Annotated in this window: 23 protein-coding genes; 16 read left to right on the top strand and 7 right to left on the bottom strand. The window is 59.7% G+C overall.

Features of this window, described 5'->3' with window-relative positions:
- Positions 1 to 101: 101 nt before the first annotated feature.
- Both AB4N44_RS26800 and AB4N44_RS26795 read right to left on the bottom strand, forming a co-directional pair.
- The gene (locus AB4N44_RS26800) at positions 102 to 467 is read right to left on the bottom strand and encodes a DUF6124 family protein (RefSeq protein ID WP_460111377.1); all 366 of its coding nucleotides are present in this window, start codon (positions 465 to 467) and stop codon (positions 102 to 104) included.
- A gap of 947 nt (positions 468 to 1,414) precedes the next feature.
- Positions 1,415 to 2,104 (bottom strand): alpha/beta family hydrolase, encoded by a 690-nt coding sequence (locus AB4N44_RS26795; protein ID WP_460111379.1) that lies wholly within the window; start codon positions 2,102 to 2,104, stop codon positions 1,415 to 1,417.
- Between the two features lie 95 nt (positions 2,105 to 2,199).
- Between AB4N44_RS26795 and ccoN (AB4N44_RS26790) the strand changes: the two genes are divergently transcribed.
- The 8 genes from ccoN (AB4N44_RS26790) (at position 2,200) to ccoP (AB4N44_RS26755) (ending at position 9,118) form a co-directional block, all read left to right on the top strand.
- On the top strand, positions 2,200 to 3,624 hold the full coding sequence (ccoN, locus tag AB4N44_RS26790; protein WP_034152830.1) for a cytochrome-c oxidase, cbb3-type subunit I: 1,425 nt from the start codon (positions 2,200 to 2,202) through the stop codon (positions 3,622 to 3,624).
- 10 nt (positions 3,625 to 3,634) lie between these two features.
- On the top strand, positions 3,635 to 4,243 hold the full coding sequence (gene ccoO, locus AB4N44_RS26785) for a cytochrome-c oxidase, cbb3-type subunit II (RefSeq protein WP_003223389.1): 609 nt from the start codon (positions 3,635 to 3,637) through the stop codon (positions 4,241 to 4,243).
- 5 nt (positions 4,244 to 4,248) lie between these two features.
- Positions 4,249 to 4,464, top strand: a complete 216-nt coding sequence (locus AB4N44_RS26780; protein WP_053118838.1) for a cbb3-type cytochrome oxidase subunit 3 — start codon at positions 4,249 to 4,251, stop codon at positions 4,462 to 4,464.
- The gene (gene ccoP, locus AB4N44_RS26775) at positions 4,461 to 5,414 is read left to right on the top strand and encodes a cytochrome-c oxidase, cbb3-type subunit III (protein WP_150774914.1); all 954 of its coding nucleotides are present in this window, start codon (positions 4,461 to 4,463) and stop codon (positions 5,412 to 5,414) included. The genes AB4N44_RS26780 and ccoP (AB4N44_RS26775) overlap by 4 nt, the downstream gene beginning before the upstream one ends.
- A 482-nt stretch (positions 5,415 to 5,896) precedes the next feature.
- A complete protein-coding gene (gene ccoN / locus AB4N44_RS26770) occupies positions 5,897 to 7,339 on the top strand; it encodes a cytochrome-c oxidase, cbb3-type subunit I (RefSeq protein ID WP_064391308.1) in 1,443 nt (480 codons plus the stop codon).
- Positions 7,339 to 7,947 (top strand): cytochrome-c oxidase, cbb3-type subunit II, encoded by a 609-nt coding sequence (gene ccoO / locus AB4N44_RS26765; protein WP_064391307.1) that lies wholly within the window; start codon positions 7,339 to 7,341, stop codon positions 7,945 to 7,947. Before ccoN (AB4N44_RS26770) ends, ccoO (AB4N44_RS26765) begins: the two co-directional genes overlap by 1 nt.
- 5 nt (positions 7,948 to 7,952) lie before the next feature.
- Positions 7,953 to 8,138 carry a CcoQ/FixQ family Cbb3-type cytochrome c oxidase assembly chaperone gene (locus AB4N44_RS26760; protein WP_003175465.1) on the top strand — a complete coding sequence of 62 codons (186 nt, stop codon included), beginning with the start codon at positions 7,953 to 7,955 and terminating at the stop codon, positions 8,136 to 8,138.
- A complete protein-coding gene (gene ccoP / locus AB4N44_RS26755; RefSeq protein ID WP_127926519.1) occupies positions 8,135 to 9,118 on the top strand; it encodes a cytochrome-c oxidase, cbb3-type subunit III in 984 nt (327 codons plus the stop codon). Before AB4N44_RS26760 ends, ccoP (AB4N44_RS26755) begins: the two co-directional genes overlap by 4 nt.
- 53 nt (positions 9,119 to 9,171) lie before the next feature.
- Here the strand turns inward: ccoP (AB4N44_RS26755) and AB4N44_RS26750 are convergent, their stop codons facing one another.
- Entirely contained in the window at positions 9,172 to 10,176 is a 1,005-nt protein-coding gene (locus AB4N44_RS26750) for a metallophosphoesterase family protein (protein WP_127926518.1), read from the bottom strand.
- A gap of 524 nt (positions 10,177 to 10,700) precedes the next feature.
- Between AB4N44_RS26750 and ccoG the strand changes: the two genes are divergently transcribed.
- The 6 genes from ccoG (at position 10,701) to hemN (ending at position 17,861) form a co-directional block, all read left to right on the top strand.
- A complete protein-coding gene (gene ccoG / locus AB4N44_RS26745; protein ID WP_160038965.1) occupies positions 10,701 to 12,116 on the top strand; it encodes a cytochrome c oxidase accessory protein CcoG in 1,416 nt (471 codons plus the stop codon).
- An 11-nt stretch (positions 12,117 to 12,127) separates the two neighbouring features.
- Positions 12,128 to 12,667, top strand: a complete 540-nt coding sequence (locus AB4N44_RS26740; RefSeq protein ID WP_077571860.1) for a FixH family protein — start codon at positions 12,128 to 12,130, stop codon at positions 12,665 to 12,667.
- A 278-nt stretch (positions 12,668 to 12,945) separates the two neighbouring features.
- On the top strand, positions 12,946 to 15,396 hold the full coding sequence (locus AB4N44_RS26735; protein WP_460111383.1) for a heavy metal translocating P-type ATPase: 2,451 nt from the start codon (positions 12,946 to 12,948) through the stop codon (positions 15,394 to 15,396).
- A 22-nt stretch (positions 15,397 to 15,418) separates the two neighbouring features.
- Positions 15,419 to 15,631: a cbb3-type cytochrome oxidase assembly protein CcoS gene (gene ccoS / locus AB4N44_RS26730; RefSeq protein ID WP_102900752.1), complete on the top strand. Its 213-nt coding sequence runs from the start codon at positions 15,419 to 15,421 to the stop codon at positions 15,629 to 15,631.
- Positions 15,624 to 16,307 (top strand): sulfite exporter TauE/SafE family protein, encoded by a 684-nt coding sequence (locus tag AB4N44_RS26725; RefSeq protein ID WP_039770036.1) that lies wholly within the window; start codon positions 15,624 to 15,626, stop codon positions 16,305 to 16,307. The genes ccoS and AB4N44_RS26725 overlap by 8 nt, the downstream gene beginning before the upstream one ends.
- A gap of 171 nt (positions 16,308 to 16,478) precedes the next feature.
- The gene (gene hemN, locus AB4N44_RS26720; protein WP_150774918.1) at positions 16,479 to 17,861 is read left to right on the top strand and encodes an oxygen-independent coproporphyrinogen III oxidase; all 1,383 of its coding nucleotides are present in this window, start codon (positions 16,479 to 16,481) and stop codon (positions 17,859 to 17,861) included.
- Here the strand turns inward: hemN and AB4N44_RS26715 are convergent.
- Positions 17,858 to 18,340, bottom strand: coding sequence for a hypothetical protein (locus AB4N44_RS26715; protein WP_460111385.1), 483 nt, complete (start codon positions 18,338 to 18,340; stop codon positions 17,858 to 17,860). The two genes, hemN and AB4N44_RS26715, sit on opposite strands and share 4 nt — an antisense overlap.
- Positions 18,341 to 18,494: 154 nt before the next feature.
- Here AB4N44_RS26715 and fnr point away from each other — a divergent pair, with 154 nt between their 5' ends.
- Positions 18,495 to 19,229, top strand: a complete 735-nt coding sequence (fnr, locus tag AB4N44_RS26710; RefSeq protein WP_003223347.1) for a fumarate/nitrate reduction transcriptional regulator Fnr — start codon at positions 18,495 to 18,497, stop codon at positions 19,227 to 19,229.
- Between the two features lie 78 nt (positions 19,230 to 19,307).
- Positions 19,308 to 19,856: an adenine phosphoribosyltransferase gene (locus AB4N44_RS26705; RefSeq protein ID WP_064116891.1), complete on the top strand. Its 549-nt coding sequence runs from the start codon at positions 19,308 to 19,310 to the stop codon at positions 19,854 to 19,856.
- A gap of 110 nt (positions 19,857 to 19,966) precedes the next feature.
- Here AB4N44_RS26705 and AB4N44_RS26700 read toward each other — a convergent pair whose 3' ends face one another.
- From AB4N44_RS26700 to AB4N44_RS26690, 3 genes are all read right to left on the bottom strand, one after another.
- Complete coding sequence (locus AB4N44_RS26700) at positions 19,967 to 21,115, bottom strand: acyl-CoA dehydrogenase family protein (RefSeq protein WP_016984744.1); 1,149 nt, start codon at positions 21,113 to 21,115, stop codon at positions 19,967 to 19,969.
- Between the two features lie 193 nt (positions 21,116 to 21,308).
- A complete protein-coding gene (gene recR, locus AB4N44_RS26695; RefSeq protein WP_460158140.1) occupies positions 21,309 to 21,911 on the bottom strand; it encodes a recombination mediator RecR in 603 nt (200 codons plus the stop codon).
- Positions 21,912 to 21,977: 66 nt separating this feature from the next.
- Positions 21,978 to 23,012, bottom strand: a complete 1,035-nt coding sequence (locus tag AB4N44_RS26690) for an NADP-dependent oxidoreductase (RefSeq protein WP_127926510.1) — start codon at positions 23,010 to 23,012, stop codon at positions 21,978 to 21,980.
- Between the last annotated feature and the right edge of the window lie 124 nt (positions 23,013 to 23,136).

Here is a 23,136-nt window from a genome sequence, read left to right as displayed (position 1 = left end):
AGGCCTATATTGGATCTGCGGTGATCACAGGTTTATGTACCCGGTCACGATCCCCTGTAGGAGCGAGCCTGCTCGCGAAGACGCCATAACAGCCAGCGAAATTACTGAGGCAACTTCAGCTTATCCAGCAGCCGATTGACCAACAGTTCGTTGAGCATGATCACCTGTTGCAGCGCCAGCAGTGGCTTGCGCTCCGGGCCGCCTATTGAGTTGGCGATGTTGCCGGCCATGGCATGGGCGTATGAAAGCGACTCGCTCGCCTCGACCAGCAGGGTTTCGTCATCCAGCGTGGGGTCGACGAGATAGACGGGGCGAAACTTGGGCGAGCTTGGCGGAGCACCCAGGGCTTCGGGTCGGAGGTAGTAGTCGAGGGCGCGGTCGGTTGCGTCTTTGATCTTTTGCGGGCTGAGCGCTGGGTCGTGGGGGATTGGATCGGTAATGGGCGGGTTGGGTGTGATTTTGAACATAGGTGTAACTCCAGTTTCGAATATTAGGAGCCATCACCCTCGCTACCAAACGAGTGGGTGGTGGCCATACGTGGGTTGGTAGACCGGTCGAAACGGGAAACCCGGCGCTCACGAATGAGCCCCACGCATGCCCACCATAAAAATCTGAGCCCCCAAAAAGGGACTGCATACGGTGACGCCATACGGTTTCGAAGCGGGCTACCAAACCCGATCACTGTTTTTCAGTGACAGGGACACGATACAACCCACCTCATAGCCGCGTAAGCAGGCGGATTCTGGCGTACGCGTAGGTAACGGCGCAAGGTGTTGTAGGCCCGATGGCGTAACGGCTCGTGTACTTTAAACGCGCTCGCGGAATCATGTTTACGCACAGGAACTGCTGGGTAGTGAACGCTTCCAGTTCTTTATCGTGTCAGCGAAATAGCCCCTCACCCTAGCCCTCTCCCAGAGGGAGAGGGGACTGATCGAGGTGTTTGGTAGAGTTACGCCGACGTGAAAGTCCGAGTTGAACGCAAATTTTGAGAGGCCCACCATCGGCTCCCTCTCCCTCGGGAGAGGGCTGGGGTGAGGGGCAAGAGCACCACAAAACCAAAGCCGAACACCCGCTTTTCACCACTCAATAGGCCGAGTGTCAGCTCGCCTGCTTTTGATCCTGATCCACCGGCGACGTCGGAAGGCTGAGTGGAGGGATCGATCCCGCAGCGAAGGAACCCCGAGCCTCAGCGAGCGGGCCGCACGTAGGAGCAAGCGTTTTTGGTTACTTTTTAGGCGTTTGTAAAAAGTGACCCGCCGTAAGGGCGGAACCCTAAGTGGCCGTTACCGCAGGAATGGATATGCACTCAGATCGAAAAATGTGTCGCGTTCAAGATTTACCCCCTCACCCCAGCCCTCTCCCCCAAGGGGGCGAGGGGGAAGGGAGCCAATCTCCATGCAGTTCAAAATCCAATTCAACTCGATCTACCCCGCAGAAACCCGCTCACACGCTCGGCGGCGCTGGCCAAATGCTGTTCATGGGTAAACCCGGAAACCTTCAACGGCTTCAAATCATGATCTCCGGACGCCAGCCACACCACCTCAATACTCGGTGACAAGGAGTAACCCTCAACCGCCGCAAGATTGCCCAGCGCATCCCGCTCGCCCTGCACAATCAACGTCCGCGTCTTCAAACCAGCCAAATGCTCAACCCGCGGCTTCTCCGGTTTGCCCACCGCATAAAACGGATAGCCCAGACACACCAACGCATCGGCTCCCAATTCGTCAGCCAAAAGGCTGGCCATCCGCCCGCCCATCGACTTCCCGCCAACGGCCAAAACCCCAGTGACATGACGTCGCACTTCAGCAAACACCTCACGCCAACATTCCTGCAATTTCACCGCAGGATTCGGCGGCCGCTTCACCCCATCAACGCGCCGCTGCGCCATATAAGGAAACTCAAACCGCAACACATTCACCCCAAGCCCGGCAAGGCGCCCAGCCATATCGTTCATCCAGTCACTGTCCATCGGCGCACCAGCACCGTGAGCGAGGATCAACGTCGCCGAAGCCTCGCCACTGGCAGCATCCCAAAGCCACCCATGATCACGCACGCACTGCGCCCATTGATCCCCGTCAATACTGGCCTTGTGCTGTTTGTCCATGCTTGCCTCGCTTTTAGTCTGCCTATAACTCCAGACGAAGGATTCGCCGCGTGTTGTGCGCGCGCTCACTTCGGCTGAACCGTGGATGGGGAACCATGAACACTTCTATCAGTACCGCCTACAACTACAAGGTGGTCCGCCAATTCGCCATTATGACGGTGGTGTGGGGCATCGTCGGCATGGGGCTCGGGGTTTTTCTCGCGGCCCAATTGGTCTGGCCCGAACTCAACTTCAATTTGCCCTGGACCAGTTTCGGCCGTCTGCGCCCGCTGCACACCAACGCGGTGATCTTCGCCTTCGGTGGCTGTGCGCTGTTCGCCAGTTCGTTCTACTCGGTGCAACGCACCTGCCAGACTCAGCTGTTTGCGCCGAAAATCGCCGCGTTCTGCTTCTGGGGCTGGCAACTGGTGATTCTGCTGGCGGCGATCAGCCTGCCACTGGGTTACACCAGTTCCAAGGAATACGCCGAGCTGGAATGGCCGATCGACATCCTGATCACCATCGTCTGGGTCGCCTACGCCGTCGTGTTCTTCGGCACGATCATGCAGCGCAAGACCAAGCACATCTATGTGGGCAACTGGTTCTTCGGTGCGTTCATCATCACCGTGGCCATTCTGCACATCGTCAACAACCTTGAGTTGCCGGTGAGTTTCACCAAGTCCTACTCGGTGTACGCCGGTGCAACCGACGCGATGGTGCAATGGTGGTACGGCCACAACGCCGTAGGCTTTTTCCTCACCGCCGGTTTCCTCGGGATGATGTACTACTTCGTGCCGAAGCAGGCCGAACGTCCGGTGTACTCGTATCGTTTGTCGATCGTGCACTTCTGGGCGCTGATCACCCTGTACATCTGGGCCGGCCCGCACCACTTGCACTACACCGCGCTGCCGGATTGGGCACAGTCGCTGGGCATGGTGATGTCGCTGATTCTGCTGGCACCGAGCTGGGGCGGCATGATCAACGGCATGATGACCCTCTCGGGCGCCTGGCATAAGTTGCGCAGCGACCCGATCCTGCGCTTCCTCGTGGTGTCGCTGGCGTTCTACGGCATGTCGACCTTCGAAGGTCCGATGATGGCGATCAAGACCGTCAACGCCCTCTCCCACTACACCGACTGGACCATCGGCCACGTACACGCCGGCGCCCTCGGCTGGGTGGCGATGATTTCCATCGGCGCGCTGTACCACATGATCCCGAAAATCTTCGGTAAAGCGCAGATGCACAGCGTCGGTTTGATCAACGCGCACTTCTGGCTCGCAACCATCGGCACCGTGCTCTACATCGCGTCGATGTGGGTCAACGGCATCGCCCAGGGCCTGATGTGGCGTGCGGTGAACGAGGACGGCACGCTGACCTACTCCTTCGTCGAAACCCTGGTGGCCAGCCACCCAGGCTTCGTCGTGCGGCTGATCGGTGGGGCGATCTTCCTCAGCGGCATGTTCCTGATGGCTTACAACACCTGGCGCACCGTGCGGGCCTCGCAGCCTGCTGACGTCGTCGCTGCCGCGCAGATGGCCTGAGGAGTCCGCCATGAAACACGAAACGATTGAAAAGAACGTCGGCCTGTTGATGTTGCTCATGGTGTTCGCCGTGAGCATCGGCGGCCTGACCCAGATCGTCCCGCTGTTCTTCCAGGACGTCACCAACAAACCGGTGGAAGGCATGAAGCCCTACACCGCGCTGCAACTGGAAGGCCGCGACATCTATATCCGCGAAGGCTGCGTCGGTTGCCACTCGCAGATGATCCGCCCGTTCCGCGCCGAAACCGAACGCTACGGGCACTACTCGGTAGCCGGTGAAAGCGTTTGGGATCACCCGTTCCTGTGGGGGTCGAAACGTACCGGTCCGGATCTGGCCCGGGTCGGCGCACGCTACTCGGATGACTGGCACCGCGCGCACTTGTACAACCCGCGCAACGTCGTACCGGAATCGAAGATGCCGGCCTATCCATGGCTGGTCACGCAAGCGGTCGACAGCAGCCACACCGAAACCAAGCTCAAGACCATGCGCACCCTCGGCGTGCCGTACACCGACGACGACATCAGCGGCGCGGTGGCCAGCCTCAAGGGCAAGACCGAAATGGACGCCCTCGTCTCCTACCTGCAAGTGCTCGGCACTGCGATCAAGAGCAAGAGGTGAGCACGATGGTCTTTGAAATGAGCGCAGGGCTGATCCGTGGTTTAGGCACCGTTGTCGTGTTTGTAGCGTTCGTCGGCTTGACCTTGTGGGTATTCAACCGCAAGCGCACCCCGGAGTTCGCCGAAGCACGTCTGCTGCCGTTTGCCGACGAGCCACAGCCCGAAACTACCCCAGCATTTGAAACAACCCAAGCACCTGAACCAAGGAGTACCCGGCCATGACCACCTTCTGGAGTACGTGGATCTGCGTACTGACCATCGGCAGCCTGATCGGCCTGACGTGGCTGCTGATCGGCACCCGCCGGGGCGAGACCAAAGGCAGCGTCGACCAGACCATGGGCCACAGCTTCGACGGCATCGAGGAGTACGACAACCCGCTGCCGCAGTGGTGGTTCATGCTGTTCGCCGGCACGCTGGTGTTTTCCGTGGGCTATCTGATCCTCTATCCGGGCCTGGGCAACTGGAAAGGCATCCTGCCGGGATACGAGGATGGCTGGACCGGTGTGCACGAGTGGGAAAAGGAAATGAACAAGGCCGACGCCAAATTCGGCCCGATCTTCGCCAAGTTCGCCGCCATGCCGGTGGAAGAAGTGGCGAAGGACCCGCAGGCGCTGAAAATGGGTGGCCGCTTGTTCGCCTCCAACTGCTCGGTGTGCCACGGCTCGGACGCCAAAGGCGCGTTCGGTTTCCCTAACCTCGCCGACAGCGACTGGCGCTGGGGCGGCGAGGCCGAGACCATCAAGACCACCATCATGGGTGGCCGGATGGCGGCGATGCCGGCCTGGGGTGAAGTGTTGGGCGAGGCCGGGGTGAAGAACGTGGCCGCCTATGTGCGTCACGAACTCGCCGGCCTGCCGCTGCCCGCTGATAGCAAGGCTGACCTGCAAGCCGGACAGCAAGCGTTCAGCACCACTTGCGTTGCCTGTCATGGGGCAACCGGCCACGGCACTGAAGCCATGGGGGCGCCGAATCTGACGCACCCGGCCGGGTTTATCTATGGCACCAGCCTGACCCAACTCGAGCAGACCATTCGCCACGGTCGTCAGGGTCATATGCCGGCGCAAAACGAACTGCTGGGCAACGATAAAGTGCAATTGCTGGCCGCTTATGTGTACAGCCTGTCGCACGGATTGAACACAGAAAAACTGATTACTGAAGACAACAAGAAGTAAGTATTGCGTACACCCCTGCCGCACCTTTCTCGGTGCGGCAGCATCCAGCCCCTTTGCGACGCATTGTCGCACCCCTTCACACCCTCTCCTTTCGGTTCCCCGGATTCGGGTCTACGCTTGCTCGATGCGGACTGGCTTGTGCCGGTTCCAGGTCAACGCTGACTGCTGTGTTCTGCGAACCGGCTGACTGATGTGGCCGCAAACGCCGGTAGATACCGGCTGTCGTGCCATTTGCTATCCGTCACCCGAACCGAGCGTTTGAACACACCCCGTTACAAGCGACCTGAACCCCTCGCTTTTTTCGTCCGCTGCGACATTTTGTCCGAGGCCGATTTTGTCCTTACGCGGCGCATGGAAAGGCCGCAGAATCAGCGTTGGAAAGCATTGACCCAGGTCATGGCGCGTTGCAATGACCCCCTGCTCTCTGCATACTTGCGGCCGATTTTAATCCTAATAAAACACCCAAACCGTGGAACCTTAGAATGAGCACAGCAATCAGTCCGACTGCTTATAACTATAAGGTAGTCCGCCAGTTCGCCATCATGACGGTGGTCTGGGGGATCCTTGGCATGGGGCTCGGTGTCTTCATCGCCTCGCAACTGGTCTGGCCGGAGTTGAACTTCGGTCTGCCGTGGACGAGCTTTGGACGCCTGCGCCCGTTGCACACAAACCTGGTGATTTTCGCCTTCGGTGGTTGTGCACTATTTGCCACTTCCTACTATGTCGTGCAGCGAACCTGCCAGACGCGACTGATTTCCGACAGCCTCGCGGCCTTCACCTTCTGGGGCTGGCAAGCGGTGATCGTCGGCGCGATCATCACCTTGCCGCTGGGTTACACCACCACCAAGGAATACGCGGAACTGGAATGGCCGATCGCCATTTTGCTGGCCATTGTCTGGGTCACCTACGGTCTGGTGTTCTTCGGCACCATCACCAAGCGCAAAACCAAGCATATCTACGTGGGTAACTGGTTCTACGGTGCGTTCATCGTGGTCACGGCGATGCTGCACATCGTCAACCACGCTTCCCTGCCGGTGAACCTGTTCAAGTCCTACTCTGCCTACTCGGGCGCGACCGACGCGATGATCCAGTGGTGGTACGGCCACAACGCGGTGGGCTTCTTCCTCACCACCGGTTTCCTCGGGATGATGTATTACTTCGTGCCGAAACAGGCCGAGCGTCCGATCTACTCCTATCGCTTGTCGATCGTGCACTTCTGGGCACTGATCACCCTGTACATCTGGGCCGGCCCGCACCACCTGCACTACACCGCCCTGCCGGATTGGGCACAATCGCTGGGCATGGCGATGTCGATCATCCTGCTGGCGCCAAGCTGGGGCGGCATGATCAACGGCATGATGACCCTCTCGGGCGCCTGGCATAAGCTGCGCACCGACCCGATCCTGCGCTTCCTCGTGGTCTCGCTGGCGTTCTACGGCATGTCGACCTTTGAAGGTCCGATGATGGCGATCAAGACCGTCAACTCGCTCTCGCACTACACCGACTGGACCATCGGCCACGTACACGCCGGCGCTCTCGGCTGGGTAGCGATGATCTCGATCGGCGCGATCTACCACATGATCCCGCGTCTGTTCGGCCGTGCGCAGATGCACAGTGTCGGCCTGATCAACGCGCACTTCTGGCTCGCGACCATCGGCACCGTGCTGTACATCGCGTCGATGTGGGTCAACGGCATCACTCAGGGCCTGATGTGGCGAGCCATCAACGACGACGGCACCCTCACCTACTCGTTCGTTGAAGCGCTGCAAGCCAGCCACCCGGGCTACATCGTCCGTGCCCTGGGCGGTGCATTCTTCGCCAGCGGCATGTTCCTGATGGCTTACAACGTCTGGCGCACCGTGCGCGCCTCGAACCCGGCGGAAGCCGAAGCCGCTGCCCAGATCGCTGTCGTTGGAGCTCACTGATGAAGCATGAAGCTGTCGAGAAGAATATTGGCCTGCTGGCCTTCTTCATGGTCATCGCCGTCAGCATTGGCGGCCTGACCCAAATCGTTCCGCTGTTTTTCCAGGACGTCACCAACAAACCGGTCGAAGGCATGAAGCCGCGTTCGGCACTGGAACTGGAAGGCCGCGACGTCTACATCGCCAACGGTTGTGTCGGCTGCCACTCGCAGATGATCCGTCCGTTCCGCGCTGAAACCGAACGCTATGGCCACTACTCGGTTGCCGGTGAAAGCGTCTGGGATCACCCGTTCCTGTGGGGTTCCAAGCGTACCGGTCCGGATCTGGCCCGTGTCGGTGGTCGTTACTCCGATGACTGGCAACGTGCGCACTTGTACAACCCGCGCAACGTGGTGCCTGAGTCGAAAATGCCGGCTTACCCGTTCCTCGTGGAAAACAAGCTCGACGGCAAGGAAACCGCCAAGAAAATGGAGGTTTTGCGCACCCTCGGCGTCCCTTACACCGACGAAGACATCGCCGGTGCCCAGGATGCCGTGAAGGGCAAAACCGAAATGGACGCGCTGGTGGCCTATCTGCAAGGCCTGGGCACCATCATCAAAAGCAAACGGTGAATTAGATGGATATCGGGATGATTCGTGGCCTGGGCACCGTTGTTGTGATGGTGGCCTTCATCGGTCTGGCGCTGTGGGTGTTCAGCCCCAAGCGCAAGTCGGAGTTTGAAGACGCGACCTTGTTGCCTTTTGCGGATGATCCCGAAGCCATCAAGCACGTCGAGCAAGCTTCTAGGAGTAACAAAGAATGACTACATTCTGGAGTCTGTACGTCACAGTCCTCAGTCTCGGTACGATCTTCGCCCTGACCTGGCTGCTGCTGTCGACCCGCAAGGGCCAGCGCAGCGAACAGACGGACGAGACGGTCGGGCACTCCTTCGACGGGATCGAGGAGTACGACAACCCACTGCCGAAATGGTGGTTCATGCTGTTTGTCGGCACGATCATTTTTGCCTTGGGTTACCTGGTGCTGTACCCGGGCCTGGGCAACTGGAAAGGCCTGCTGCCGGGTTACAACTACCTCGATAACGACAAGCAGACCGCGTTCGCCAACGGCCAGACCGGCTGGACCGGCGTGCACGAGTGGGAAAAGGAAATGGCTCGCTCGGACGCCAAGTTCGGTCCGATCTTCGCCAAATTCGCCGCGATGCCAATCGAAGAAGTCGCCAAGGATCCGCAAGCACTGAAAATGGGTGGTCGTCTGTTCGCCTCCAACTGCTCGGTGTGCCACGGTTCCGACGCCAAGGGCGCTTACGGTTTCCCTAACCTGACCGACGCCGACTGGCGCTGGGGCGGCGAGCCGGAAACCATCAAGACCACCATCATGGGCGGTCGTCACGCGGTGATGCCGGCCTGGGCTGAAGTGATTGGGGAGCAAGGCGTTGCCGACGTGGCAGCGTTTGTCGTGACCAACCTGGATGGCCGCAAACTGCCGGAAGGCATCAAGGCTGATCCGGCCAACGGCGGCAAACTGTTCGCCGCCAACTGCGTGGCCTGCCACGGTCCGGCCGGCAAAGGCACACCCGCCATGGGCGCGCCTGACCTGACCCACCCGGGTGCTTTCATCTACGGCTCGAGCTTCGCGCAACTGCAGCAAACCATCCGTTACGGCCGCCAGGGCCAGATGCCGGCGCAGGAACAACTGCAAGGCAACGACAAGGTGCACCTGCTGGCGGCGTATGTTTACAGCCTGTCCCACGGTGAAAAAGCACCGGAAGCGAACGCCGAATAAGGCCATCGCTTGAAACAAAAAGGCCCCACCAATGAGCATTGGCGGGGCCTTTCTTATGGACGCCTGGCAAAGATTGAATGCACCTCGACGGTATCGATCAGTGTTCGATCGCGCCACTGGTTGTTTTTCACCAGATAGATCTGCAGCTGCTTACGGTCTTCGGTAAAACTGGTGATCAGATAGGTTTGCTGAGAAGTACTGCCACTCAGATACATCGGCACGTTTCCCTTCCAGTAGGCATCACCTCCGTCCCTATGCAAATGGCCGGCAAAAATGGCGGTCACTTGATATTTGCTGATCATGTCGAGGAAACGCTTATTCTGCGCCGGGGAAACTTTGTCGCCGAACGGTTTATGCATATTGATGATAATGGCGTAACCCCCGACACGGGCCAGCCTGAGATCGGTCTCCAACCAGTCCAGTGCGTCGTTGATTTCAAACGTTGTCGGGTTCAGTGGATGAGAGATCCGGGTGGTATAGGTTGGCTCATTATTGAGCTGCACCATATGAACTTCACCGATGGTTTTTGAATAAGCGAGGCTGCCAGAATAGGTCCTGCTCAGAAATCCACCGGTAACTTTCAGATCAAAGTTATCTACCTTGCCCTCGTGATGCTCCTTAAACTCGACGATGCTTCCCGCCGCACAGCTATTGCTAAAACAATCATCGACATTGTTTTCATAATCATGATTACCCAAGCCGTACAAGTACTCACCCTTGAAGTATTTGTCCAACATGCCCTTCATGAACGAGCGCTGCCAGCCATGACCAAAAGCAGTTATATCGCCATTGATCATCAGGGGCACCTGGGCTTGCGAGCCCTGCTGATTTCTGAAATCGGCAATGCTCGCCAACTGTGTTTCAACCAGCCACTTGGAGCGGGTTTCGAATTCGGAGCCGGATTCAAAGTCCCCGCTATCCGTCTTGTCTGTCCATGGATATTGAGTATCCGAGGCAAAGACCATGTGTTTCGGTGTTCCTGTTATAGCCTGAACGGAAGTGACCGAAGCCAATAAACAAATACTCAGCACAACGCTTGCAAACTTATTGAAAGCCATACCTTAAATTCCATTTAAATTAATTAATTGCACGCAAATAATATTTCGCGAAAGCGCAACTTATTCGAAAAACCAGAAAACTTCAAAGCCACGACCGAGAGCAATTAATTAGATATATTTCAGCCACAGAAAACTTACAGCAACATCCAATGCAAAAGACAATGTTTGAAGTTGCGACTTAAAAGACTCATGTATCGACTGCTGCCATTGAAAACCTGAAGATGACCGCGTCCGTGCGCGCACTCTCAGTGAGGCGTGTGGTGGCAACGGCGTCGAGCTGATCCCCCCAGGGACAACAATGGATTAGCTGCCACGCCAAAACCGTCCATACTCAACAAGTCAATTGACCTGCGTCAGGCTTTGCTACGTTCGCTACACCATTCAGGTTTTTTCCCCAACGCGACCAAAGGTCGCACCCTTGAGCCAGAGCGACCGGCGTATCATTGCGCCACTGCAACGCCCCTTTTTGACCTTGGTTGGCACGTATCGACCAAGGCATTTTTCCACTGCCGTGGGATGCAATGATGAGCAACCAGATTCCGGTACACGACGTCACACCACCGAGCAAAAACGCGAACAACAGCGTTGATCTTTACGCCTCTCGAGAAAAAATCTACACCCGTGCTTTCACCGGCCTGTTCCGCAATCTGCGGATGATGGGCGGTGCGGCCCTGTTCCTGTTGTATTTCGGCACGGTGTGGCTGAACTGGGGCGGCCATCAGGCCGTGTGGTGGAACCTGCCTGAGCGCAAGTTCTTCATCTTCGGCGCGACCTTCTGGCCACAGGATTTCATTCTGCTCTCGGGTTTGTTGATCATTGCCGCGTTCGGCCTGTTCTTCATCACCGTGTATGCCGGCCGGGTCTGGTGCGGTTACACCTGCCCGCAAAGTGTCTGGACGTGGATTTTCATGTGGTGCGAGAAGGTCACCGAAGGCGACCGCAACCAGCGTATCAAGCTCGACAAGGCGCCGATGAGCGCCAACAAATTCCTGCGCAAAGCCGCCAAACATTCGCTGTGGCTGCTGATCGGTTTTGTCACCGGCATGACCTTTGTCGGTTATTTCTCGCCAATCCGTGAACTGGTCTTCGAGTTCTTCACTGGCCAGGCCGATGGCTGGTCGTACTTCTGGGTGGGTTTCTTCACCCTCGCCACCTACGGCAACGCCGGTTGGTTGCGCGAACAAGTGTGCATCTACATGTGCCCGTATGCGCGCTTTCAGAGCGTGATGTTCGACAAGGACACGCTGATCGTTTCCTACGATCCGCGTCGCGGTGAAAGCCGTGGCCCGCGCAAGAAAGGCGTCGACTACAAGGCTCAGGGACTCGGTGACTGCATCGATTGCACGATGTGCGTGCAGGTCTGCCCGACCGGCATCGATATCCGCGACGGCCTGCAGATCGAGTGCATCGGTTGCGCCGCGTGCATTGATGCCTGCGACAGCATCATGGACAAGATGGATTACCCGCGCGGGCTCATCAGTTACACCACCGAGCACAACCTGTCCGGGCAGAAAACCCATAAACTGCGGCCACGCTTGATCGGTTACGCCGTGGTGTTACTGGCGATGATCAGCCTGTTGGTCACCGCGTTCTTCATGCGCTCGCTGGTCGGTTTCGACGTCAGCAAGGACCGCGTGCTGTACCGCGAAAACGCTGAAGGCCGAATCGAAAACGTCTACAGCCTGAAGATCATGAACAAGGATCAGCGCGACCACACCTACGTGCTCGAAGCCGCCGGCTTGCCGGATCTGCGCTTGCAAGGCAAACGCGAGATCAAGGTCGCGGCCGGCGACATCGTCAGCATGCCGGTCGAGTTGTCGAGCGCACCGGAACAACTGCCATCGAGCACCAACGAGGTGAAATTCATCCTCAAGGATGCCGATGATGACAGCGTCCACGTTGAAGCCAAGAGCCGATTCATCGGCCCACAAATCCGTTGAGAGAACTGAACATGCCCGCAGCAAACGCCGCAAGCCCCTGGTACAAGCACCTTTGGCCATGGATCATCATCGGGATTCTGGCCTGTTCGGTGACCCTGACCCTGTCGATGGTGACCATCGCGGTGAACAACCCGGACAACCTGGTCAACGACAACTACTACGAGGCGGGCAAAGGCATCAACCGTTCGCTGGACCGTGAATTGTTGGCGCAGAATTTGAAGATGCGTGCGGCTGTGCATCTGGATGGCATGACCGGTGAAGTTGATTTGCGTTTGAGCGGTGACAGTCAGCCAAAGACGCTGGAATTGAATCTGATCTCGCCGACGCAGCCGGAGAAGGATCGCAAGATTGTTCTGACTCGCAGCGAGACTGAAACGGGGCGCTACATCGGTCAATTGGGTGACAAGGTCGAAGGTCGTCGTTTTGTCGAATTGCTCGGTAGTCAGGATGATCATGTGTGGCGCATGTTCGAAGAAGAGCTGGTCAGCCATGACAAGGATCTGTTGTTGGGTGACGAGCCGCTGCAAGGCGCCGAAGACCTGAAGAAATAAGCAACTTCGAAAGCCCCCTCACCCTAGCCCTCTCCCCCAGGAGAGGGAACTGATCTCGAGTGTTTGCACGTTTTGTGTATGACAGTGAAAATCCAGGCTCATACCGATCGGCTCCTTCTCCCTCCGGGAGAAGGGACTGATCTCGAGCGTTTGCACGTTTTGTGTATGACAGTGAAAATCCAGGCTCACACCGATCGGCTCCCTCTCCCTCTGGGAGAGGGCTGGGGTGAGGGCAAGCGGACAACTCCAATGCAAGGGCTTACCCCCTCAACAATGCCATGACCAGCCCACTCCCCTGCTACCACTGCGCCCTGCCCGTCCCGTCCGGCAGCCGCTTCACCGCCGTCGTGCTCGGGCAATCCCGCGAATTCTGCTGCCCGGGCTGTCAGGCTGTGGCCGAAGCCATCGTCACCGGCGGCCTGGAAAGCTATTACCAGCATCGCAGTGAAGCCTCAGCCAACCCCGAAGCGCTGCCGGTGCAACTGACCGACGAACTGGCGCTGTACGACCGCGCCGATGTGCAGCAACCTTTCGTGCGCCACGAAGGCGATCTGGCTGAAACCACCCTGTTGATGGAAGGCATCAGTTGCGCCGCCTGCGGCTGGCTGATCGAGAAACACCTGCGCACGTTGCCGGCGGTGGCCGAGGCGCGGCTGAACCTTTCCAACCATCGCTTGCACGTGAGCTGGGCCGACGCGCAACTGCCACTGAGCCAGATCCTCGCCGAACTGCGCCACATCGGTTACGCCGCCCACCCGTATCAGGCTGATCGCGCCAGCGAACAACTGGCCAGCGAAAATCGTCTGGCCCTGCGCCAGCTCGGCGTCGCCGGCCTGCTGTGGTTTCAGGCGATGATGGCGACCATGGCCACCTGGCCGGAATTCAACATCGACCTCAGCCCCGAGCTGCACACGATCCTGCGCTGGGTCGCGCTGTTTCTGACCACACCGATCGTGTTCTACAGCTGCGCGCCGTTCTTCAAAGGCGCGATGCGCGATCTGCGCACGCGCCACCTGACCATGGACGTCTCGGTGTCGCTGGCGATCGGCAGCGCTTACATCGCCGGGATCTGGACCTCGATCACCGGCGTCGGTGAGTTGTATTTCGATGCGGTCGGCATGTTTGCGCTGTTCCTGCTCGCCGGGCGCTATCTCGAACGCCGTGCCCGCGAGCGCACCGCTGCCGCCACGGCACAACTTGTGAATCTATTGCCGGCCTCGTGTCTGCGGCTGGACAGCACCGGCCAGAGCGAACGCATCCTGCTCAGCGAACTGCGTCTCGGCGAGCGGATTCTGGTGCAAGCCGGTTCGATCCTGCCGGCGGACGGCAAAATCATCGACGGCCAGTCGAGCATCGACGAATCGCTGCTCACCGGCGAGTACCTGCCGCAACCGCGCATGCCGGGCGATGCGGTCACCGCTGGCACGCTCAATGTCGAAGGCGCGTTGACCGTGGAAGTGCAGGCACTGGGTCAAGATACGCGCCTGTCGGCCATCGTCCGCCTGCTCGATCGCGCCCAGGCGGAAAAACCGCGACTGGCAGAAATCGCCGACCGCGCCGCGCAATGGTTCCTGCTGCTGTCGCTGATCGCAGCTGCGGCCATCGGCCTGTTGTGGTGGGAACTGGATTCGTCGCGCGCGTTCTGGATTGTCCTCGCCATGCTCGTCGCCACCTGCCCGTGCGCCCTGTCGCTGGCGACGCCGACCGCGCTCACGGCCGCCACCGGCACCTTGCACAAACTGGGTTTGCTGCTGACGCGCGGCCATGTGCTGGAAGGCTTGAATCAGATCGACACGGTGATCTTCGACAAAACCGGCACCCTCACCGAAGGCCGACTGGTGCTGCGCTCGATTCGTCCACTCGCGGCGCTCGACAGTGATCAATGTCTGAGCCTTGCGGCCGCGCTGGAGAACCGTTCGGAACACCCGATTGCCCGCGCTTTCGGCCGTGCACCGCTGGCCGCTGAAGACGTCCACAGCACGCCGGGGCTTGGCCTCGAAGGCTTGGTGGGCGGACAGCGTTTGCGCATCGGCCAGACCGAGTTTGTCTGCGCCCTCAGCGGTGCGCCCGTGCCGACAATGCCGGACGAGGCCGGCCAATGGCTGCTGCTCGCCGACACTCAGGGTCCGCTGGCATGGTTCGTCCTCGACGACCGCTTGCGGGATGACGCACCAGCCTTGCTCGCTGCGTGCAAGGCACGTGGCTGGCGTACGCTGTTGCTGTCCGGCGATAGCTCGCCGATGGTCGCTAGTGTGGCGACGGAGCTGGGCATCGACGAGGCCCGTGGCGGCTTGCGCCCGGACGACAAACTGCAAGTGTTGCAGCAACTGCACAAGGAAGGTCGCAAAGTGCTGATGCTCGGTGACGGCGTCAACGACGTGCCGGTGCTGGCTGCCGCTGATATCAGCGTGGCCATGGGTTCAGCCACCGATCTGGCGAAAACCAGCGCCGATGCCGTGCTGCTGTCCAATCGCCTCGACACCTTGGTCCAAGCCTTCACACTCGCACGGCGCACCCGCCGGGTAATCATCGAGAACCTGCTGTGGGCGGCGCTGTACAATGGCCTCATGTTGCCGTTCGCCGCCCTCGGCTGGATAACCCCGGTGTGGGCCGCCGTCGGCATGTCGATCAGTTCGTTGACCGTGGTGCTCAACGCGCTGCGCCTGACTCGCCTGCCGAGTCCGCCGCCCGCCAGCACCCGCTCGCAAACCCGCCCGCTGCCGGCCTGAGCCGCGCGGGCCTGGAGTACAGATGCCAGCTCTCTACGTGATGATCCCGGCCGCCCTGCTGATCGTGGCCATCGCCGTGTACATCTTCTTCTGGGCGGTGGACAGCGGTCAGTACGACGACCTCGACGGCCCGGCGCACAGCATCCTTTTCGACGATCAGGATCCGAAACACACCGCTGCCGTGGACGAAGCCAACGCCAGCAAACCGGACGACAAGGCCCCACCCCATGCTTGAACTGGCGCCCTTGCTGGTCTCGGCATTGATCCTCGGCCTGCTCGGCGGCGGTCATTGCCTGGGCATGTGCGGCGGATTGATGGGGGCGCTGACCCTGGCGATTCCCAAGGAACAGCGCAGTCGGCGCTTTCGTTTGCTGCTGGCGTACAACCTTGGGCGAATTCTCAGTTATGCCACCGCAGGATTGCTGATCGGCCTGGCGGGCTGGGCGGTGGCCAACAGTCCAGCGGCACTGTTCATGCGTGTGCTGGCCGGGCTGCTGCTGATCGCCATGGGTTTGTATCTGGCCGGCTGGTGGAGCGGGCTGACGCGCATTGAAAGTCTTGGACGCGGTTTGTGGCGCTACATTCAGCCGGTCGCCAATCGCTTGTTGCCGGTGTCGAGTTTGCCCCGCGCACTACTACTTGGCGCACTGTGGGGCTGGCTGCCGTGCGGACTGGTTTACAGCACGTTGCTGTGGTCGGCGAGTCAGGGCAATGCGCTGGACAGTGCGTTGTTGATGCTTGCGTTTGGCCTCGGCACCTGGCCGGTGTTGCTCGCCACGGGGCTTGCGGCTGAGCGGGTTACGGCGCTGTTGCGCAAACGCAGCGTGCGCATGGCCGGTGGATTGCTGGTGATTCTGTTCGGCATCTGGACCCTTCCCGGCCCGCATCAGCATTGGCTCATGGGCCATTAAGATCAGAAGATCGCAGCCTTCGGCAGCTCCTACCTTTGGAATGCGTTTCCCTGTAGGAGCTGCCGAAGGCTGCGATCTTTTGATCTTATGCTGTTGATGCAAATCAAGAGCCCCATCGCCGCACCCCGATAGACTCGCTCACACTGCCAGCCTATCCGGGGGAATGCCCGCATGCTCGACGCCATTCGTTGGGACTCTGATCTGATCCGCCGCTACGACCTGGCGGGGCCGCGCTACACCTCCTATCCGACGGCCGTGCAATTTCACGGTCAGGTCGGCACCTTCGACCTGTTCCATGCCCTGCGCGACAGCCGCAAGGCCCTGCGCCCGTTGTCGCTGTACGTGCATGTGCCGTTCTGCGCGAACATTTGCTACTACTGCGCGTGCAACAAGGTCATCACCAAGGACCGAGGTCGCGCGGCGCCATATCTACAACGGCTGGAGCAGGAAATCCAGTTGATCGCCTGCCATCTCGACCCGGCACAAAAAGTCGAGCAACTGCACTTTGGCGGTGGCACGCCGACTTTTCTCAGTCATGACGAACTACGGCAGCTGATGGCGCACCTGCGCAAGCATTTCAATCTGCTGGAGGACGACTCCGGCGATTACGGCATCGAGATCGACCCGCGCGAAGCCGACTGGTCGACCATGGGCCTGCTGCGCGAACTCGGTTTCAACCGGGTCAGCATCGGCCTGCAAGACCTCGATCCGGCGGTGCAGCGCGCGGTCAATCGCCTGCAGAGTCTGGAAGAAACCCGCGCGGTCATCGACGCGGCGCGCACCCTGCAGTTTCGCTCGATCAACATTGATCTGATCTACGGCTTGCCCAAGCAGACCCCGGAAAACTTCGCCCGCACCGTCGAGGAAGTGATCAGCCTGCAACCGGACCGACTCTCGGTGTTCAACTATGCGCACCTGCCGGAACGTTTCATGCCGCAGCGGCGGATCAATGGCAATGAGTTGCCGGCGCCCGCGCAGAAACTGGAAATGCTCGAACGCACCATCGAACAGCTCACCGCCGCTGGCTATCGCTACATCGGCATGGATCACTTCGCCCTGCCCGACGATGAGTTGGCGATTGCTCAGGAAGAGCAAACCCTGCAACGCAATTTCCAGGGTTACACGACGCACGGTCACTGCGATCTGATTGGTCTTGGGGTCTCGGCCATCAGCCAGATCGGCGACCTGTACTGTCAGAACAGCAGCGACCTCAACGAATACCAGAACACCCTTGCCGCCGCGCAACTGGCGACCAGCCGAGGCCTGGTGTGCAACGCCGATGATCGCTTGCGCCGCGCGGTGATCCAGCAACTGATCTGCAATTTCAGCCTGGAATTCGCCGAGATCGAGCAACAGTTCAACATCGATTTTCAGGGTTACTTCGGCGCGCTGTGGCCGCAGCTGCAAGGCATGGCCAGCGATGGCCTGATTGAGCTGGATCGCGAACGGATTGAAGTATTGCCGGCGGGACGTCTGTTGGTGCGCTCGGTGTGCATGGTGTTCGATGCGTACCTGGAACAGCAGAACCGCCAGCGTTTTTCGCGGGTGATCTAGTTTTTCATCAGCAGCGAACCGACTTTCATATTCTGATCCGCGGTCAGACCCGACTGCCCCACCACTTTGGACAAGGCAAGATTGGCCGTGATCAGACCGGTATTCAACGCGGCAATGGCGCCACGCAGAGCCGCGACCTTGTTGATCTTTTCTTCGTTGGAAAGGCGCTTGTCGGCCATGACCGCTTCGATGAGCGCCTTTTTCTCGGCAATCTGTTTCTGCAACTTGCGGATCATCTTCAGCAATTGCTGGATGTTCTCCGGCAAACCGCTTTCTTCGATATCGCGATTATCGCCACCAGCGCCGGCGGATTTTTCAATCGATGCACCGGACAGCGACACTTTGACGCCCTCGACCAAGGTCGGGGTTGCCTCTTCGGTCGAGCCTGGTTCGCGTGCATTGGCCGACGACGTTTTAAACGTTTCCGGCATGGCCGCAACATCGCTGCTACCGGGGCCGAGCGTGCCAATGGCGGTCATCGAAGCGTTCCTTGTATGCGTTCTGATACCTGTTTATCGGCTGCTGGCGCTGCAGCTTTATGCCTGTGGGACAAAGTCGCCCCAGACTGGCCTGAATGTCCTCCCGTGGGTTACCCTTACGGCTTATGTGTGTTTTCCCACAAGGATTAAAGAAATGTCCGAGCCAGTTAAACTGCGCGCTCATAACCAGGCCCATTGCAAGGATTGCAGCCTGGCCCCTCTCTGCCTGCCACTTTCTCTGAATCTGGAAGACATGGATGCGCTGGACGAAATCGTTAAACGCGGCCGCCCGTTGAAAAAGGGTGAGTTCCTGTTCCGCCAGGGCGACACGTTCGATTCCGTTTATGCAGTACGCTCCGGCGCCCTGAAGACCTTCAGCCTGAGCGACAGCGGCGAAGAACAGCTCACCGGTTTCCACCTGCCGAGCGAACTGGTCGGTCTGTCCGGCATGGACACCGAGAAACACCCGGTGTCGGCGCAGGCGCTGGAAACCACCTCGGTCTGCGAAATCCCGTTTGAACGCCTCGACGAACTGGCCCTGCAACTGCCGCAGCTGCGCCGCCAGTTGATGCGCGTGATGAGCCGTGAAATCCGCGATGACCAACAGATGATGTTGTTGCTGTCGAAGAAAACCGCCGACGAGCGCATCGCCACCTTCCTGGTCAACCTGTCCGCACGCTTCCGCGCTCGCGGCTTCTCGGCCAATCAGTTCCGCCTGAGCATGTCGCGCAATGAAATCGGCAACTACCTCGGTCTGGCGGTGGAAACCGTGTCCCGCGTGTTCACGCGCTTCCAGCAAAATGAGCTGATCGCCGCCGAGGGCAAGGAGATTCACATCCTCGACCCGATCCAGCTCTGCGCGCTGGCCGGTGGCTCACTCGAAGGTTAATGTCGATCCGCGGTTGAGCGAAGCGTTTCAGCCGCGGGTATACTGCGCCGTTTGCAGCCCTGCCAGGACACCTCGACGATGGTCTTCGACTCCTTCGACATCAAATCGCTTATCCGCCCAGTGATCGACTTCCCGAAACCGGGCGTGATCTTTCGCGACATCACCCCGCTGTTTCAATCGCCCAAGGCCCTGCGTCTGGTGATGGACAGCTTCGCCCACCGCTATGTGGAAGCCGATTTCACCCACATCGGTGCGATGGATGCGCGCGGTTTTCTGATCGGCTCGGTGCTGGCCTATCAGTTGAACAAGCCGCTGGTGCTGTTCCGCAAGCAAGGCAAACTGCCGGCGGACGTGCTGGCCGAGGGTTACGCAACCGAGTACGGCGAAGCGTTTCTGGAAGTGCACGCCGACAGCCTGTGTGAAGGCGATTCGGTGGTGATGTTCGATGATTTGATCGCCACGGGCGGCACGCTGATTGCGGCAGCCAACCTGATTCGCCGCATGGGCGCGCGGGTGCATGAGGCGGCGGCGATTATTGATTTGCCGGAGCTGAACGGGTCGCAGCGCCTGGAAGACATGGGCATTCCTACCTTCTGCCTGACGCAGTTTGCGTTGACCGATAAGTAAGAGGCGTCTGTCAGACCGCTTTCGCGAGCAGGCTCGCTCCCACATTGGAACGCATTCCAACTGTGGGAGCGAGCTTGCTCGCGAAGGGGCCGGCAGCCTCACTGCAAAACCTATAGCCCCATCTGCTTGCTGATGATCTCGTTCATCACCTCCCGCGTCCCGCCGCCAATCGACAAGATGCGGTTATCCCGATACAGCCGCTCCACCAGACTCTCGCGCATATAGCCCAGCCCACCGAGAATCTGCACCGCCTCGGTGGTGATTCGGTCCGAGGTATCCGTGGCAAAATTCTTCGCCATCGAAATCTCTTTGATCACGCTCTGCCCCGCCGCCATTTTCGCCGCTTGCCGGTAAGTGAACTCCCGCGACACTTCCAGCGCAGTCGCCATTTCGGCGAGGCGATGCTTGATCACCTGAAATTTGCCGATCGGCTTGCCGAACGCCTCACGCTCGCGCGCCCATTTCAGGCTCTCTTCCAGTGCAAGCTGTGAGGTCATGTTGGCCATCAATGCCAACGCCAGCCGTTCGCTCTGAAAGTTGCCCATGATGCAGGCGAAGCCCATATTCTCGGCTCCGATCAGGTTGCCTACAGGTACACGACAATCGTCGAAGAACAATTCAGCCGTGTCCGACGCCCACCAGCCCATTTTCTTAAGCTGACGGCCAATGGTGAAGCCCGGCGTGCCCTTCTCGATCAACAACAGGCTGATGCCGCCGAAACCCGGCGCACCGGTACGCACCGCGACGGTGTAGAAATCGGCGCGTACGCCACTGGTGATAAAGGTTTTGCTGCCGCTTACCCGGTAGAACTCGCCGTCACGTACCGCGCGGGTTTGCAGGTTGGCAACGTCGGAGCCACCGCCGGGCTCGGTGACTGCCAAGGCACTGATCTTTTCGCCGCTGAGCACTTGTGGCACGACGCGGTCGCGCACGTCGGGGCGGGCCCATTTGACGATCGGTGGCAGGCCGATATCCAGCGATCCCAGCCCCGCTACCAGGCCGCCAGAGCCACAGCGCATCAACTCCTCACTGGCGGCGACCTTGGCGAACAGATCGCCTGCATGGCTGCCTCCCAGTGCTTCGGGGTAGCCAATACCGAGGATGCCCGCCGCCCCAGCCTTCAGGTACAGCTCGCGGGGGAAGCTTTCGGCTTCTTCCCACTGATCGATGTCCGGCAGGATCTCGCGTTCGACAAAACGCCTGACGCTGTCGCGGACCAATTGATGGCTGGGATCGAAGTATTCCTGAAAGGCAGGCATGGGCGAGCTCCACGGAAGGGTTCGCCGAACTTAACCGAGCGCTTGCTTGGTTTTCAACTCAATTGTGTGAATCAGATTGACCGAGGTGCGCCATTCGCGAGCAGGCTCGCTCCCACAGGGGATTTGTGAATGACACAAAACCAATGTGGGAGCGAGCCTGCTCGCGAAGGCGTCAAATCAGACGCCGCATAACTTAGAGGGAAATCGGTTTACGCCCGGCAAACGAATGCGCCAGCGTGCCGCCATCGACCAGCTCCAGTTCACCACCCAGCGGCACGCCGTGAGCAATCCGCGAAGCGATCAGGCCTTTGTTGTTCAGCAGCTGCGCGATGTAATGCGCCGTCGCCTCACCTTCCACCGTCGGGTTAGTTGCGAGGATGACTTCGGTAAATGTCCCCGCCTCTTCGATCCGCGTCATCAACTGCGGAATGCCGATCGCTTCCGGGCCCAGACCATCAAGCGGCGACAAATGCCCCTTGAGCACAAAGTAGCGCCCACGGAAGCCGGTCTGCTCGACGGCATACACATCCATCGGCCCTTCCACCACGCACAGCAGCGTGTCGTCACGGCGGGTATCGGCGCACTGCGGGCACAGATCGTCTTCGGTCAGCGTGCGGCACTGGCGGCAGTGGCCGACCCCTTCCATGGCCTGGCTCAGGGCCTGGGCCAGACGCAAGCCGCCGCTGCGGTCACGCTCGAGCAACTGCAACGCCATGCGCTGGGCGGTTTTCTGACCCACGCCCGGCAAGGTGCGCAGCGCGTCGATCAGTTGGCGAATCAAAGGGCTGAAGCTCATGGGTAAAAAGTCCGACAAAACAACGAGACGCGGTTTATACCCGCGCCTCTGGCCAGCGTCAAATACTCAGTCCTGCGCGACCTTCACCACCAGTTTGCCGAAGTTGCGCCCCTCCAGCAGGCCGATAAACGCCTCGGGCGCCTGCTCCAGGCCTTCCACCACGTCCTCGCGGAATTTCACCTTGCCGTCGCGCACCCACGGCACCATGTGGCTGATGAATTCCGGCTGACGATCACCGTAGTCGTCGAACACGATGAAGCCCTGAATCCGCACGCGCTTGGTCAGCAGTGTGCGTTGCAGCATTGGAAGGCGATCCGGGCCTTGCGGCGCTTCGGAGGCGTTATAACCGGCGATCAGTCCGCACAGCGGAATGCGTGCTTTGGGATTGAGCAGCGGCACCACGGCATCAAACACATGGCCACCGACGTTCTCGTAATAGATGTCGATGCCATCGGGACAGGCTTTGGCCAGCTGTTCAGCAAAATCCGCCGCCTTGTGATCGATGCAGGCGTCAAAGCCCAGTTCCTCGACCACGTATTTGCACTTCTCGGCACCGCCGGCCACACCAACCGCGCGCAGGCCTTTGATCTTCGCCACTTGCCCGACCACCGAGCCGACCGCACCGGAAGCCGCTGCGACAACGAGGGTTTCGCCTTCTTGCGGCTGGCCGATGTCCATCAAGCCCATGTATGCGGTCATGCCCGGCATGCCCAGCACACCCAGGGCCATCGACGGGCTCGGCAGCCCGGCCGGGATCGGGATGATGTTGCGGCCGTCGCTGATGCTGTGGCTCTGCCAACCGGTGGCGCCAACGACCAGATCGCCCTTATGGAATTTCGGATGACGCGAATCCTCGACACGGCTGACAGCACCGCCGGTCATCACTTCGCCGATTTGTACCGGGGCAGCGTAGGACGGTGCGTCGCTCATGCGTCCGCGCATGTAGGGATCGAGGGACAGGTACAGGGTTTTCAGCAGTACCTCGCCGTCCGCCAGATCCGGCAGCGCTTCGCGTTCGAGGCGGAAGTTTTCCGGGGTCGGCGCGCCGACCGGGCGCGAGGCGAGGACGAAACGTTGGTTGAGCGTAAGCGGGTCGGACATGTCAGCGTCTCCTGTGAATGGTGAATTCAGCGGGTATAGGGAGCAGACCGTTGAGGCGATGGGGCGTTCGATGTTTATTCAGGTGTCGGGGCTGATCGTTCCCATGCTCCGCGTGGGAATGCCT

Source organism: Pseudomonas sp. S3_C06 (assembly GCF_054667675.1).
This window is presented reverse-complemented; position numbering and strand designations above follow the sequence as displayed.

Coding starts and splice junctions, on each gene's coding strand:
- recR (WP_460158140.1), bottom strand. CDS start 21,911: ATGAGCTTCAGCCCTTTGATTCGCCAACTGATCGACGCGCTGCGCACC.
- AB4N44_RS26795 (WP_460111379.1), bottom strand. CDS start 2,104: ATGGACAAACAGCACAAGGCCAGTATTGACGGGGATCAATGGGCGCAG.
- ccoO (WP_064391307.1), top strand. CDS start 7,339: ATGAAGCATGAAGCTGTCGAGAAGAATATTGGCCTGCTGGCCTTCTTC.
- AB4N44_RS26780 (WP_053118838.1), top strand. CDS start 4,249: ATGGTCTTTGAAATGAGCGCAGGGCTGATCCGTGGTTTAGGCACCGTT.
- AB4N44_RS26705 (WP_064116891.1), top strand. CDS start 19,308: ATGGTCTTCGACTCCTTCGACATCAAATCGCTTATCCGCCCAGTGATC.
- AB4N44_RS26690 (WP_127926510.1), bottom strand. CDS start 23,012: ATGTCCGACCCGCTTACGCTCAACCAACGTTTCGTCCTCGCCTCGCGC.
- fnr (WP_003223347.1), top strand. CDS start 18,495: ATGTCCGAGCCAGTTAAACTGCGCGCTCATAACCAGGCCCATTGCAAG.
- AB4N44_RS26740 (WP_077571860.1), top strand. CDS start 12,128: ATGCCCGCAGCAAACGCCGCAAGCCCCTGGTACAAGCACCTTTGGCCA.
- AB4N44_RS26800 (WP_460111377.1), bottom strand. CDS start 467: ATGTTCAAAATCACACCCAACCCGCCCATTACCGATCCAATCCCCCAC.
- AB4N44_RS26725 (WP_039770036.1), top strand. CDS start 15,624: ATGCTTGAACTGGCGCCCTTGCTGGTCTCGGCATTGATCCTCGGCCTG.
- AB4N44_RS26735 (WP_460111383.1), top strand. CDS start 12,946: ATGACCAGCCCACTCCCCTGCTACCACTGCGCCCTGCCCGTCCCGTCC.
- AB4N44_RS26715 (WP_460111385.1), bottom strand. CDS start 18,340: ATGACCGCCATTGGCACGCTCGGCCCCGGTAGCAGCGATGTTGCGGCC.
- ccoO (WP_003223389.1), top strand. CDS start 3,635: ATGAAACACGAAACGATTGAAAAGAACGTCGGCCTGTTGATGTTGCTC.
- AB4N44_RS26700 (WP_016984744.1), bottom strand. CDS start 21,115: ATGCCTGCCTTTCAGGAATACTTCGATCCCAGCCATCAATTGGTCCGC.
- ccoS (WP_102900752.1), top strand. CDS start 15,419: ATGCCAGCTCTCTACGTGATGATCCCGGCCGCCCTGCTGATCGTGGCC.
- ccoG (WP_160038965.1), top strand. CDS start 10,701: ATGAGCAACCAGATTCCGGTACACGACGTCACACCACCGAGCAAAAAC.
- ccoP (WP_150774914.1), top strand. CDS start 4,461: ATGACCACCTTCTGGAGTACGTGGATCTGCGTACTGACCATCGGCAGC.
- AB4N44_RS26750 (WP_127926518.1), bottom strand. CDS start 10,176: ATGGCTTTCAATAAGTTTGCAAGCGTTGTGCTGAGTATTTGTTTATTG.
- ccoN (WP_034152830.1), top strand. CDS start 2,200: ATGAACACTTCTATCAGTACCGCCTACAACTACAAGGTGGTCCGCCAA.
- ccoN (WP_064391308.1), top strand. CDS start 5,897: ATGAGCACAGCAATCAGTCCGACTGCTTATAACTATAAGGTAGTCCGC.
- hemN (WP_150774918.1), top strand. CDS start 16,479: ATGCTCGACGCCATTCGTTGGGACTCTGATCTGATCCGCCGCTACGAC.
- AB4N44_RS26760 (WP_003175465.1), top strand. CDS start 7,953: ATGGATATCGGGATGATTCGTGGCCTGGGCACCGTTGTTGTGATGGTG.
- ccoP (WP_127926519.1), top strand. CDS start 8,135: ATGACTACATTCTGGAGTCTGTACGTCACAGTCCTCAGTCTCGGTACG.